This is a genomic window from Marinobacterium weihaiense (assembly GCF_019061305.1).
GTDB classification, from domain to species: Bacteria; Pseudomonadota; Gammaproteobacteria; order Pseudomonadales; family Balneatricaceae; genus Marinobacterium; species Marinobacterium weihaiense.
This window is the reverse complement of sequence record NZ_JAHQZT010000025.1, coordinates 1-11,872: the sequence shown is the minus strand read 5'-3', so window position 1 is coordinate 11,872 and position 11,872 is coordinate 1. Positions and strand designations below refer to the sequence as shown.

Annotated in this window: 14 protein-coding genes and 1 tRNA gene; 12 read left to right on the top strand and 3 right to left on the bottom strand. The window is 59.5% G+C overall.

The window, feature by feature from the left end; all coding sequences use genetic code 11:
- Positions 1-28: 28 nt before the first annotated feature.
- From KTN04_RS14185 to KTN04_RS14170, 4 genes are read left to right on the top strand one after another with little or no spacing between them, the layout of a single operon-like run.
- On the top strand, positions 29-856 hold the full coding sequence (locus tag KTN04_RS14185; RefSeq protein ID WP_217335893.1) for a symmetrical bis(5'-nucleosyl)-tetraphosphatase: 828 nt from the start codon (positions 29-31) through the stop codon (positions 854-856).
- Positions 853-1,170 (top strand): thiosulfate sulfurtransferase GlpE, encoded by a 318-nt coding sequence (gene glpE, locus KTN04_RS14180; RefSeq protein WP_217335892.1) that lies wholly within the window; start codon positions 853-855, stop codon positions 1,168-1,170. Before KTN04_RS14185 ends, glpE begins: the two co-directional genes overlap by 4 nt.
- Positions 1,170-2,297 (top strand): hypothetical protein, encoded by a 1,128-nt coding sequence (locus KTN04_RS14175; protein ID WP_217335891.1) that lies wholly within the window; start codon positions 1,170-1,172, stop codon positions 2,295-2,297. Before glpE ends, KTN04_RS14175 begins: the two co-directional genes overlap by 1 nt.
- 32 nt (positions 2,298-2,329) lie before the next feature.
- Positions 2,330-3,067: a pteridine reductase gene (locus tag KTN04_RS14170; RefSeq protein WP_217335890.1), complete on the top strand. Its 738-nt coding sequence runs from the start codon at positions 2,330-2,332 to the stop codon at positions 3,065-3,067.
- Here KTN04_RS14170 and folK read toward each other — a convergent pair.
- Together folK and folB are read right to left on the bottom strand one after the other, a co-directional pair.
- Positions 3,058-3,576: a 2-amino-4-hydroxy-6-hydroxymethyldihydropteridine diphosphokinase gene (folK, locus tag KTN04_RS14165; RefSeq protein WP_217335889.1), complete on the bottom strand. Its 519-nt coding sequence runs from the start codon at positions 3,574-3,576 to the stop codon at positions 3,058-3,060. The two genes, KTN04_RS14170 and folK, sit on opposite strands and share 10 nt — an antisense overlap.
- Positions 3,576-3,932 carry a dihydroneopterin aldolase gene (gene folB / locus KTN04_RS14160; RefSeq protein WP_217335888.1) on the bottom strand — a complete coding sequence of 119 codons (357 nt, stop codon included), beginning with the start codon at positions 3,930-3,932 and terminating at the stop codon, positions 3,576-3,578. The genes folK and folB overlap by 1 nt, the downstream gene beginning before the upstream one ends.
- A gap of 146 nt (positions 3,933-4,078) precedes the next feature.
- Here folB and plsY point away from each other — a divergent pair, with 146 nt between their 5' ends.
- A complete protein-coding gene (gene plsY / locus KTN04_RS14155; protein ID WP_217335887.1) occupies positions 4,079-4,651 on the top strand; it encodes a glycerol-3-phosphate 1-O-acyltransferase PlsY in 573 nt (190 codons plus the stop codon).
- 7 nt (positions 4,652-4,658) lie between these two features.
- Here the strand turns inward: plsY and tsaD are convergent, their stop codons facing one another.
- A complete protein-coding gene (gene tsaD / locus KTN04_RS14150; protein WP_217335886.1) occupies positions 4,659-5,687 on the bottom strand; it encodes a tRNA (adenosine(37)-N6)-threonylcarbamoyltransferase complex transferase subunit TsaD in 1,029 nt (342 codons plus the stop codon).
- A gap of 224 nt (positions 5,688-5,911) precedes the next feature.
- Between tsaD and rpsU the strand changes: the two genes are divergently transcribed.
- From rpsU to KTN04_RS14115, 7 genes are all read left to right on the top strand, one after another.
- A complete protein-coding gene (rpsU, locus tag KTN04_RS14145; protein WP_181736401.1) occupies positions 5,912-6,127 on the top strand; it encodes a 30S ribosomal protein S21 in 216 nt (71 codons plus the stop codon).
- A 46-nt stretch (positions 6,128-6,173) separates the two neighbouring features.
- The gene (locus tag KTN04_RS14140) at positions 6,174-6,617 is read left to right on the top strand and encodes a GatB/YqeY domain-containing protein (RefSeq protein ID WP_217335885.1); all 444 of its coding nucleotides are present in this window, start codon (positions 6,174-6,176) and stop codon (positions 6,615-6,617) included.
- A gap of 35 nt (positions 6,618-6,652) precedes the next feature.
- A complete protein-coding gene (gene dnaG, locus KTN04_RS14135; protein WP_217335884.1) occupies positions 6,653-8,542 on the top strand; it encodes a DNA primase in 1,890 nt (629 codons plus the stop codon).
- A 175-nt stretch (positions 8,543-8,717) separates the two neighbouring features.
- Positions 8,718-10,565: an RNA polymerase sigma factor RpoD gene (rpoD, locus tag KTN04_RS14130; RefSeq protein WP_217335883.1), complete on the top strand. Its 1,848-nt coding sequence runs from the start codon at positions 8,718-8,720 to the stop codon at positions 10,563-10,565.
- 61 nt (positions 10,566-10,626) lie between these two features.
- Positions 10,627-10,703 (top strand) — tRNA-Ile (locus tag KTN04_RS14125).
- Positions 10,704-10,802: 99 nt separating this feature from the next.
- Complete coding sequence (locus tag KTN04_RS14120) at positions 10,803-11,111, top strand: tetratricopeptide repeat protein (RefSeq protein ID WP_217335882.1); 309 nt, start codon at positions 10,803-10,805, stop codon at positions 11,109-11,111.
- A 166-nt stretch (positions 11,112-11,277) separates the two neighbouring features.
- On the top strand, positions 11,278-11,814 hold the full coding sequence (locus tag KTN04_RS14115; RefSeq protein ID WP_217335881.1) for a HEPN domain-containing protein: 537 nt from the start codon (positions 11,278-11,280) through the stop codon (positions 11,812-11,814).
- Positions 11,815-11,872: the final 58 nt, after the last annotated feature.

Here is an 11,872-nt window from a genome sequence, read left to right as displayed (position 1 = left end):
CATCAACGCCTTTTGAACAGGCAACTTGATGGCAACCTACGCAATCGGCGACATTCAGGGCTGCTACGACGAACTGATGCAGCTGCTTGACCGGATCGGCTTTAGCGATGAAGATCGTCTCTGGCTAACCGGCGACCTGGTGAACCGCGGCCCCCGCTCACTGGACACTCTGCGCTTCGTGCGCCAGCTCGGCGACCGGGCCTGCACGGTACTGGGCAATCATGATCTGCACCTGCTGGCCCTGCATCATGGCCGGGACCGCAAGCTCAACGCGACCCTGGCCCCGATCCTGCAAGCCCCGGATCGCGACGAGCTGATGGCCTGGCTGCAGAGCCGACCGCTGCTGCATGATGACAAGGCACTGGGGTACGTGATGACGCACGCCGGCATTCCGCACATCTGGTCGCTCAAGGATGCGCGGCAATACGCCCAAGAGCTGGAACAGGTATTGCGCAGCGACGAGGCCTGCGACTTCTTTACCCACATGTACGGCAACCACCCCGACCGCTGGCGCGATGACCTGAGAGGACTCGACCGCCTGCGCGCCATCACCAACTACTTTACTCGCATGCGCTTTATTACCCGTGGCGGTACACTGGAGTTCAAGGGCAATGGCCACCCGGATGCTGCACCCAAGGGCTTTGCCCCCTGGTTTGAGCAGCCACGTGTGAAACCGCTCAAGCGCCATCAGCTGTTCGGCCATTGGGCTGCCTTCGGTTTCAACTGCCTGCCCGGCATTACGGCCCTGGACAGTGGCTGCGTCTGGGGCAACGCCCTGACCGCCCTCAGACTGGAAGACGGCAGCCACTTCAGCCTGCCCTGCCCCGCCACCCCGACATCGGAGACAACGTCATGACCGACTACCAATGCATCAACCCCGAACAGGCCTGTGAACTGATCGACCAGGGCGCCCAGATCGTCGATATTCGCGATGAAGGCAGCTATGGCGAACTGCACATCAGCGGAGCCTACAACCTGAACAACCATAATCTGCCGGAGTACGTCGGCCAGGCCGATTTCGACAAGCCACTCATTGTCTGCTGCTACCACGGCATCAGCAGCCAGTCAGCCGCGGCCTACCTGGCCCATCAGGGTTTTGACGAGGTATACAGCCTGGACGGCGGTTTCGAGGCCTGGCGCGCCCAGTGCCCGGATCGCTGTGAACGCTGATGGACATCTACCTGGTGGGCGGCGCGGTCCGTGATCGACTGCTCGGCCTTGAGGTCAAGGATCATGACTGGGTCGTGGTGGGCGCCACCCCCGATGAAATGCGGGCGCGTGGCTTCAAGCCGGTGGGCCAGGATTTTCCGGTCTTTCTGCACCCAGACACCGGCGAGGAGTACGCGCTGGCCCGTACCGAGCGCAAGAGCGGCAAGGGCTACACCGGTTTCACCTTCCATGCCAGCCCCGACGTGACGCTGGAAGATGACCTGATCCGCCGCGACCTGACCATCAATGCCATTGCACAAAGTGAAGACGGTCGTCTACACGACCCCTGCGGCGGCCAACAGGACCTGAAGCAGCGAGTGCTGCGCCATGTATCCCCCGCATTCGTAGAAGACCCGCTGCGGGTGCTGCGCGTGGCCCGCTTTTACGCCCGCTTCGCGCACTTGGGCTTTGAAGTGGCCGAGGAGACTCGGGCTCTTATGCATGACCTGAGCACGGGGGACGAGCTGGATCACCTGACCCCGGAACGGGTCTGGCAGGAGTGCCAGCGTGCGCTGGCCACCCGCTCGCCGGCGTGCTTTTTCCGCCTGCTACAACAGGTCGAGGCACTCGACCGGGTCATGCCCGGCTGCGCCTCGCTCGACACCGACCGGTTGCAGGTTCTGATCGACCAGCTGCCCGGCATGCCGCCACACGGCGCCGAGCGTATCTTTGCCCTGTTTGCCTGGGTACTGACAGCCAGCCGGTCAGACACCGAGGCCGAAACCCAGCTCGTCGCGCTGTGCGAACAGTTGCGCATCCCCAACCGCTTCCGCGACCTGGCACTTAAAGCGCGCCGATATGGCGATGGCCTGAGCCGCTTTGATCAACAGTCGGGGACTGAGCGCCTGGCCCTGCTGAAAGGGCTCGACCTGCTGCGACGCCCGGAAACGCTGCCGGACCTGATGGCCATCAGCCGGGCGATCCAGCCCGACCAGCCCGACGCACGTCTGGCATCGCTGCAGGCACTGCTGGCCGCCATCAAGGCGATCGACAGCCGTGCACTGATGGCACAAGGCTATCAGGGCAAGGCGCTGGGGCAGGCGCTGGCACAACACCAGCAGCAGCTCTGCGCCGACTACGCTGACTGACCCGTTGACCGATCCAACCAAGGAGGCATGACATGAGCCAGGCACCACGCGCCCTGATCACCGGAGCCGCCCGTCGCATCGGCGCTTGTATCGCGCGCCAGCTGCATGCGCAGGGCCACGACCTGATATTGCATTACCGCCACTCGGCCACTGACGCCGAGCAACTGCGCGATGCCCTGAATGCCGAACGCGCCGGCAGCTGCCGCTGCCTGCAGGCCGATCTGACCGACATGGATGCGGTGGCCGGCCTGGCGACCGCCGCTGCCGAAGACGGCCGACTCGACCTGCTGATCAACAACGCCTCCAGCTTTTATCCCACCCCGGTGGGCGACATCGATCAGGCGCACTGGGATGACCTGGTCAACAGCAACCTGCGCGCGCCCTTTTTTCTGGCTCAGGCCCTGTACCCGCAACTGAAGGCAACCGGGGGCAACATCATCAATCTGGTTGACGTGCATGCCGAGCGTGGCCTAGTAGGCTATCCGGTCTACTCCATCGCAAAGGCGGGACTGAAGATGATGACACTGACATTGGCGCGCGAGCTCGCCCCGGAGGTACGCGTCAACGGCATTGCCCCCGGACCGATCCTGTGGCCGGAGGCCGAAGCCGCCCTCAGCGATACAGCACGCCAGGCGGTGCTGGACAAGACCCTGCTGGCCAGGACCGGACGACCGGAAGATATCGCAGAGGCCGTGCTGTACCTGTCCCGGGCGGGCTACGTGACCGGCCAGATCCTGGCCGTGGATGGGGGCCGCTCGCTTTACAGCTGAGCGGCGCGGGAAATACAGCGGCCCTGCCAATCGAAATCGATCGGCCACAGCCGCTGGCTGCGGTCATATGCCTGCCAGAGCGCGGCATAGGCCGTACCCAGCACCGGGTGACAGGCCTCCGGCGCGATTTCTGCCAGCGGTCGCAACACAAAGGCATTGTGCAGAATTTCGTCGCGCGGCAGCTGCACCCCGTCTACCGGCTCGGCCAGGTCGCCGTAAGTCAGGATGTCGATATCCAGAGTTCGGCCACTGAAGCGCGGCCCGCTACGGTCGCGCCCGTTGTCGTCTTCGATGCCCTTGAGACAGGCGGATAACTCACTGACCCCAAGGTCGGTCTCGATCCCTACCACCAGGTTATAGAAGTTGTCACCGCTGAACCCCACGGCCTCGCTTTCGTACACGGACGAGATCAGCAGCTCGCCGAAACGCGCGGACAGGGCATCCAGCGCGGCACGAATGTAGCGCTCACGCTCGGTGTTGCTGCCCAGACTCAGATACACTGATACCATCAGTCACGGGTCCCGCGCTCGATAATCACGCCCACATCACGCGCGCCCCGCACCGCACCGGGCTTGCTCAGGCGCAGGCGCAGCCAGGGCACCGGGAATTCGGTCTGCACGATCTGGGCAATCTCCTCCGCCATTGTCTCCACCAGCAGAAACTCGCTTTCACTGATGAATGCGATCAGACGCTTGGCCACTGTCTTGTAATTCAGTGTGTTGTCGATATCTTCCGTGGCGGCCGCCGCGCGGATATCGGTCCCCATTTCCAGGTCCAGGCTCACCGTCTGGCGCACCTCGCGCTCCCAGTCATAAATGCCGATGACGGTTTCGACTTCCAGCTCTCGTATATAGACGATATCCATCCTGCCTCCTGTTGTACTGTGCCTGATGCGTCCGGGTTGATTGTGACCCCGTGCGCGCTTGTATATGCTAGTTGCAGAGCCGGTCAATTTATCACGCCATCCTCTGACAGCGTAACGTCGCGGCTGGCCTTGTTGCGGACGTATTCATGCCCGATTACCTGTTGCTGCTGAGTGCCTACCTGCTGGGATCGATCCCCAGTGCCGTGCTGACCTGCCGCGCACTGGGCCTGAACGACCCCCGCCATAGCGGTTCGCGCAATCCCGGTGCCACCAACGTGCTCCGCTTGGGTGGGCACCGGGCGGCCGGATTGACCCTGCTGGCAGATTTGAGCAAGGGCGCTGCCGCCATCCTGCTGGCCATCAACCTGGGTGCTACGCTGCTGATGCAGGGCTGGGTCATGCTGGCGGCCGTATGCGGCCACTTGCTGCCCTGGTGCAGCCCGCGCCATGGCGGCAAGGGCGTCGCCACGACGCTGGGCTGTTCACTGCTGCTGGCCTGGCCGCTGGCCCTGTGTCAACTGCTGTTCTGGGGCATCATGTTTCTGTTCGGCCGCATCTCGTCGCTGGCTTCCATCGCCACTGCCGCCGTCACGCCGCTGTTCTGCTATCTGCTGGCACCGGCGCTGCTCTTGCCCTTTTCGATCACCTCACTACTGCTGATCCTTCGACACGGCAGCAATATTCGCAAACTGATCGCCGGACGCGAACACCGCTTCTGATAACGTTTCAGAGCCCGTCCAGCGTATCCAGCGGCCAGCGCGGCCGCGCCAGAATGGTCAGATCCGCACTCTGCCCGGCCAGCAGACGCTGACAACCGGCGTAGGCGATCATGGCACCGTTGTCGGTACAGAATTCGGGACGCGCATAAAACAGCCCGGCACGCTCCTTCTTGACCACCTCGGCCAGACGCTCACGCAGGCGCTGGTTGGCACTGACACCACCGGCGATCACCAGCTGCTTCATACCGGTCTGCTGCAGGGCACGGCGACACTTGATCGCCAGGGTCTCAACCACCGCATCCTCGAAGGCACAGGCGATATCGGCCATGGTCTGCGGATCGATATTGCCCTCGGCATCTCGGGCATTATTAGCAGTATTCAGGGTAAACGTTTTCAGACCGGAGAAGCTGAAGTCCAACCCCGGACGGTCAGTCATCGGCCGTGGAAAGCGGTAACGTTCGCGGTTGCCCTGCTGCGCCAGCTTGGCGATCAGCGGGCCGCCCGGGTAGTCCAGCCCCAGCATTTTGGCGGCTTTGTCAAAGGCCTCACCCGCGGCATCATCCAGCGACTCACCCAACAGCGCATATTCACCGATACCGGTCACGCTCACCAGCTGGGTATGGCCGCCGGACACCAGCAATGCCACAAAGGGAAAGGACGGCGGGTTCTCTTCCAGCATGGGCGCCAACAGATGACCCTCCATGTGATGCACGCCGATCGCCGGTACACCAAGGCCCAGTGCCAGTGCCCGTCCGGTCGACGCACCGACCATCAGCGCCCCGATCAGGCCGGGGCCCGCGGTATAGGCAACGGCATCCAGGTCACTCAGCTGCAGCTCGGCCTTGGCCATCACTTCGCGGATCAGCGGCAGCAGCTTGCGCACATGATCACGGGATGCCAACTCCGGCACCACACCACCGTACTCGGCATGCATCTTCACCTGGCTGTAAAGCGCATCGGAGAGCAGGCCCCGCTCGCTGTCATACAGCGCCACACCGGTTTCGTCACAGGATGTTTCTATGCCCAGCACTCGCATATCGGCCCCTCGGTACAATCGCTTCTTAACACGCGCGCCACGCGCGCGGTTCAACCTGATGCCATTATCCTTCAGATGACAGCAAAATTCACGAGGTTCTGTCTTTACAGGCCGTGGCGCCCTGACTAAAATATGCGACCTTCTTTTTGTATCCGGGCTTGATCTTTGTTTCGGGTCCATACTCAAGAAAGGCAACCAACATCAATCCAACTGGGAGATTTTCAATGCCTCAGGTTAAAGTTAAAGATAACGAGCCGTTCGACGTAGCGCTGCGTCGTTTCAAGCGTTCTTGCGAAAAAGCCGGCATCCTGGCTGAAGTGCGTCGTCGCGAGTGCTACGAAAAGCCGACAGCTGTTCGCAAGCGCAAGGCTGCTGCTGCCGTCAAGCGTCACGCCAAGAAGCTGCAGCGTGAACAGTCTCGCCGCGTACGCCTGTACTGATTCGACTACTCTGTAACTGACCACAGCCCGTTTCGAGGAGCATCCCATGTCTGATCTGAAAGCCACCCTCACAGAACAGATGAAAGATGCCATGCGCGCCAAGGACAAAGTCCGTTTGGGCACCATTCGCCTGATTCAGGCGGAGATCAAGCGCATTGAAGTGGACGAACGCATCGAGCTCGATGACGATCGCATCCTCACGGTGCTGGACAAAATGGTCAAACAGAGACGCGACTCCATTACCCAGTACGAGGCGGCTGAGCGACCCGAACTGGCAGATAAGGAGCAGCAGGAGCTGGAGGTGATTAAAACTTTCCTGCCGCAGCCACTCAGCGACGCTGAGATCACTCAGATTGTTGATGACGCCATCGCCGAATCCGGCGCCAGCTCCATGCAGGACATGGGCAAAGTGATGGCAATCGTCAAACCCCAGGTGCAAGGTCGTGCCGACATCGGCAAGATCTCCGGTCTGGTGAAGCAAAAACTTTAAGGGTCCGCATACGCTGACCTGTCCGCGGAGCGAACATGGCAGGTCGAATACCCCAGCATTTCATTGACGACCTTCTGGCCCGCATCAACATCGTTGATGTTGTGGATGGTCGCGTCAAGCTCAAACGCGCCGGCAAGAACTACTCCGGCCTATGCCCGTTCCACAAGGAAAAAAGCCCCTCATTCTCGGTTAGCCCCGACAAGCAGTTTTACTATTGCTTCGGTTGCGGTGCCGGTGGCAACGCGCTCGGCTTCCTGATGGAATATGACCGCCTTAACTTCCCCGAAGCCGTTGAAGAGCTGGCCAAGCTCGCCGGCATGGAAGTGCCGCGTGAAGAGGGACGACGTCAGGTCGACCACCAGCGCGAACAGCAACTCAAGCGCCAGTTTGAAGCTTTGGAGCAGGCCAACGCCTATTTCCAGCAGCAACTGCGCCAGTCCCCCGAGCGCGAACGCGCCGTCAACTATCTCAAGCAGCGTGGCCTGAGCGGCCAGATCGCCGCCGCCTTCGGCATCGGCTATGCTCCGCCCGGCTGGGATAACCTGATGCGCCACTTCGATGGCGTCGAAAGTGCCACCGCCCTGCTGGAACAGTCCGGCATGGTAATCCACAACGAAGACAAGCAGAGCCATTACGACCGCTTCCGCGATCGCATCATGTTTCCGATTCGCGATGTGCGCGGCCGCGTACTGGGCTTCGGTGGTCGCGTCCTGGGCGATGACAAGCCTAAGTACCTGAACTCGCCGGAGACGCCCACCTTCCACAAGGGACGCGAACTCTACGGCCTGTACGAAGCCCGCAAGCACAGCAACCACCTCGACCGCCTGCTGATTGTAGAAGGTTACATGGACGTGGTGAGCCTGGCGCAACACGGCATTCACTGGTCGGTGGCCACCCTGGGCACCGCCACCACCGAGCAGCACCTGGAGCGCCTGTTCAAGCTGGTGCCGGAAGTGATTTTCTGCTTCGATGGCGACCAGGCCGGGCGCACGGCCGCCCTGCGAGCCTTGCGCACCACCCTGCCGGTGATCAAGGACGGCCAGGAAGCACGTTTCCTGTTCCTGCCGGACGGCGAAGACCCGGACACCCTGGTACGCCAGGAAGGCGAAGACGCCTTTACCGAACGCGTCACCCAGGCCATGCCACTGAGCGAGTTCTTCTTCAAGTCGCTCAGTGAAGATGCTGACCTGAGCAGCATGGATGGTCGCGCCCGCTTCAGCAACGCCGCCCTGCCCATGATCAACTCCATGCAGCCCAGCCTGCTCAAGCAGATGATGCTGGATCGCATCTGCGAGATCACCGGCCTCAGCCTGGAGCAGCTGGGCAGCGTCATCGACCTGCACCGGGCCACGCACGAGCCGACCCCGACCAAGCGCCCTCCGGTCCAGCCACAGGCCGCTGCGAGCCAGGACCAGGGCGATGACGACTACGCATCCGGCCCGCAGGACTACGCACCCTACCCGCCGACACCCGCACCAGGCACCGCCCGTGCCGGCCGAGGCAGCGGCTCGCGCAACCTGGTCAACCAGGCCGTTTCCATCATCCTGCACCAGCCGGACCTGGCCCGCAGCGCCCCCAAGGCTGACAGCTTCCGCACCCTGCTGGAACCCAACATCGACGTGTTGATCAACCTGCTGGACTATCTGCAGAACGATCCGAACACCTCACTGGGCACCCTGCTGGTCGATTGGCAGGACGCAGAGGAACACCGTGCCGACCTGATGCTACTGAACGAAATTGCCCACCTGGACCCGATCATGGGCGATGTCGATGCCGCCTCACTGCTGGATGACACTCTCACGCGCCTGCTGGCCCGCCGACAGGAAGCACAACTGGACCAGCTATTGAAAAAATCCAGACAGACCCCATTAACCGATGAGGAGAAGCGGGATCTGCAGCGGCTACTGCTTGAACAGCATCGTTAAGATATTCATCAGTTTTCAGGCAAAGCCCTGATTTCTGGTCTATTCTCTAGCGAAATAGCGCAAACTACCGGTACTTTACGGCCCTGCTGTAGCCGCAATCGGCCTGGTTCGGTATAATACGGCGCTCGTTTTTCCGCCATCAGTCACATCAGCATTCATTCGTTGCAGGGGCTCTATGTCAGACACATCCCAACAGCAGTCTCGTCTCAAGGAATTGATCGCCCGGGGTAAAGAACAGGGCTATCTTACCTATGCCGAGGTTAACGATCACCTGCCGGAGGATATCGCCGACCCGGATCAGGTCGAAGATATCATTCGCATGATCAATGACATGGGTATTCGTGTTGCCGAAGAAGCACCGGATGCCGAAGACCTTCTGCTGACCGGCGGCGACTCCGCCGACGAAGCCGATGATGAAGCCGTGGCCGCCCTGGCCGCCGTGGAATCGGATGCCGGCCGCACCACCGACCCAGTGCGCATGTATATGCGCGAAATGGGCACCGTGGAGCTGCTGACACGCGAAGGCGAAATAGACATCGCCAAGCGCATCGAGGAAGGCATCCGCGAAGTGATGATGGCGCTGTCTCGTTTCCCCGGCAGTGTAGAAATCGTGCTTGAGGCCTACAATCAGGTTTTGCAGGAAGAAGGTCGCCTGAGCGACATCTTCAGTGGCTACATCGACCCCGACGCCGAAGTGCCCGAGACCGAAACGGAAGCCCCGGTCGAACTGGACGAAGAAGACGACCAGGACGACGAGGACGAAGATGACGACGAGAACAGCAGCGACAACAGCGACAGCGATGAGAAAGAGCGCGGCCCCGACCCGGAAGAAGCTCGTCAGCGCTTCGGCCTGATCCAGGAGTGCCTGGACAAGCTGAACGACGCCCGTGACCGTTACGCCTCAGTCGACGAGATCGAATTTGCCGCCATGGCACTGGCCAATGCCTTTGCACCAATCAAACTGTCGCCGCGCTTCTATGACGTACTGGTCGAGCGCGTACGCGACTGCATTGACAGCATCCGCAAGCAGGAGCGTACCATCATGCGCATCTGCACCCAGCGCGCCAAAATGCCGCGTGCTCAGTTCATCAAGAGCTTCCCGGGTAACGAAACCAGCCAGGAATGGCTCGACTCCCTTGCCAACAGCGGCAAGCCGTATGCCGCGTCTATCGGCCGCAGCATGCCCGATCTGCAGCGCGCCCAGCGTCGCCTGAAACAGATCGAAGAAAACGCCATGCTGAGCCTGGCCGACATCAAGGAAGTCAACCGCAACCTGTCCATCGGCGAAGCCCGTGCCCGCCGTGCCAAAAAGGAGATGGTCGAGGCCAACCTGCGACTGGTTATTTCTATCGCCAAGAAATACACCAACCGCGGCCTGCAGTTCCTTGACCTGATCCAGGAAGGCAATATCGGCCTGATGAAAGCGGTGGACAAGTTTGAATACCGCCGTGGCTACAAGTTTTCCACCTACGCCACCTGGTGGATCCGTCAGGCGATCACCCGCTCCATCGCTGACCAGGCGCGCACCATCCGTATTCCGGTACACATGATCGAAACGATCAATAAGCTCAACCGTATCTCCCGCCAGATGCTGCAGGAGATGGGCCGCGAAGCGACCCCGGAAGAGCTGGCCGAACGCATGGAGATGCCGGAAGACAAGATCCGCAAGGTGCTGAAGATCGCCAAGGAACCGATCTCCATGGAAACACCGATCGGTGATGACGAAGACTCCAGTCTGGGCGATTTCATCGAGGACACTACCCTGTCCTCACCGGTGGATACTGCTACCGGCGAAGGCCTGCGTGAAGCCACCAAGGAGATCCTCTCCGGTCTGACCGCACGTGAAGCCAAGGTCCTGCGTATGCGTTTCGGTATCGACATGAACACCGACCACACCCTTGAGGAAGTGGGCAAGCAGTTCGACGTGACCCGTGAGCGTATTCGTCAGATCGAAGCCAAGGCCCTGCGCAAGCTGCGTCACCCGAGCCGATCCGATCACCTGCGCACCTTCATCGACGAATAATCGTTCAGATTCATCGTATTGCGCCAATGACAGGACATGCTATCATTGGCGCCTTCTTTTCGGGCCTATAGCTCAGTTGGTCAGAGCAGCGGACTCATAATCCGTTGGTCCCAGGTTCAAGTCCTGGTGGGCCCACCAACTACATCAAGATGTTACGCACTTCCGGATTGTGAGTAGTACCGAAAGTGTCCACGATGTGTCCACATGGATACAGATCGGGCAGAACACGGAGGTACTATGCGTCTTGATCCCAGTGAACGTATCAACCCCGAACCTATCACGTTCAGATCCTCCCCTTCCGCTGCCACTTCGAATCTTCCTCTGTGGACTCAGATTGCCCTTGGCATTGTGCTGGGCGGTGTCGTTTTGTTCCTTTGCTGGTTTGGCTATCACAAGTACCAGGAATACCGCCTTACCAAAGCCATAGAAGCGGCTTCGCAAGGATTTCAGCAGAGCATGCAACGCATCAGCGAACAATCCCGCCAAGCCTCCCTAGAGGCCCGTCAGCGCCTTGAAGCCGAGAACCGTGCCCGCAGCAACGTTTAGAAGAGCGACGCCTCAGGTTGGAAGAGGAACGCATTGCGCGGGAAGCACAGTTTGAAGCCGGTCGGGACCGTGCCGAGTACATGAAAAAGCTCTCAGACCCAAAGTGCCAATTCTGGATGGATAACCTGCGTTCCACTGGCAGTGAAAAAGCAAAAGTAATGACTAAGTGCCATTGTCCGAAATGAATATAAAAAAACAGCGAAAATTAAATAATTTTGCTGATCGCTGCTTTCGGGATGTAGCTGATAAAGATTATATTGCCGCTCGCCTTCTCTTCAGAAACAGTTTATATCATCAGTTTTTATGGCAATCACAGCAAGCTCTTGAAAAATATTTAAAAGGTATTTTATTGTACAATAGAATTCCGGCGAAAGATCTTGGGCATGACTTAAGGCTTTCGTACAAAAGGACTGAAAAATTACCTTTTAGCTTTGAAGTCGATCAATATACAGTCAAATTTATAGAGTTTATCGACGATTTTGGAACAAGTCGTTACCTAGAATCATCTCATCATATTTATGGTCCTGTATTGAACCAACTTGACAATGCCATATGGAATATCAGGCGGTATTGTCAACCACTGGACCCTTCTATACCTTTCTCAGATGACTATCACTTAATTATAAAGAGAAAATTGGATTTAATTAAAGAAAGCGCAGTCCTTAGTTGTCAAGTCCCGCATGATTATAAGGTCGCTTTTTAAAAAGTTCCGGATGGGTTTTATGCCACTCCTTCATCGCCATGATGGGTGGTTTGGAGTC

Bases quoted from the DNA above. Each gene is read 5' to 3' on its own strand.
- KTN04_RS14185 (WP_217335893.1), top strand. From the start codon at position 29: ATGGCAACCTACGCAATCGGCGACATTCAGGGCTGCTACGACGAACTG.
- glpE (WP_217335892.1), top strand. From the start codon at position 853: ATGACCGACTACCAATGCATCAACCCCGAACAGGCCTGTGAACTGATC.
- KTN04_RS14175 (WP_217335891.1), top strand. From the start codon at position 1,170: ATGGACATCTACCTGGTGGGCGGCGCGGTCCGTGATCGACTGCTCGGC.
- KTN04_RS14170 (WP_217335890.1), top strand. From the start codon at position 2,330: ATGAGCCAGGCACCACGCGCCCTGATCACCGGAGCCGCCCGTCGCATC.
- folK (WP_217335889.1), bottom strand. From the start codon at position 3,576: ATGGTATCAGTGTATCTGAGTCTGGGCAGCAACACCGAGCGTGAGCGC.
- folB (WP_217335888.1), bottom strand. From the start codon at position 3,932: ATGGATATCGTCTATATACGAGAGCTGGAAGTCGAAACCGTCATCGGC.
- plsY (WP_217335887.1), top strand. From the start codon at position 4,079: ATGCCCGATTACCTGTTGCTGCTGAGTGCCTACCTGCTGGGATCGATC.
- tsaD (WP_217335886.1), bottom strand. From the start codon at position 5,687: ATGCGAGTGCTGGGCATAGAAACATCCTGTGACGAAACCGGTGTGGCG.
- rpsU (WP_181736401.1), top strand. From the start codon at position 5,912: ATGCCTCAGGTTAAAGTTAAAGATAACGAGCCGTTCGACGTAGCGCTG.
- KTN04_RS14140 (WP_217335885.1), top strand. From the start codon at position 6,174: ATGTCTGATCTGAAAGCCACCCTCACAGAACAGATGAAAGATGCCATG.
- dnaG (WP_217335884.1), top strand. From the start codon at position 6,653: ATGGCAGGTCGAATACCCCAGCATTTCATTGACGACCTTCTGGCCCGC.
- rpoD (WP_217335883.1), top strand. From the start codon at position 8,718: ATGTCAGACACATCCCAACAGCAGTCTCGTCTCAAGGAATTGATCGCC.
- KTN04_RS14120 (WP_217335882.1), top strand. From the start codon at position 10,803: ATGCGTCTTGATCCCAGTGAACGTATCAACCCCGAACCTATCACGTTC.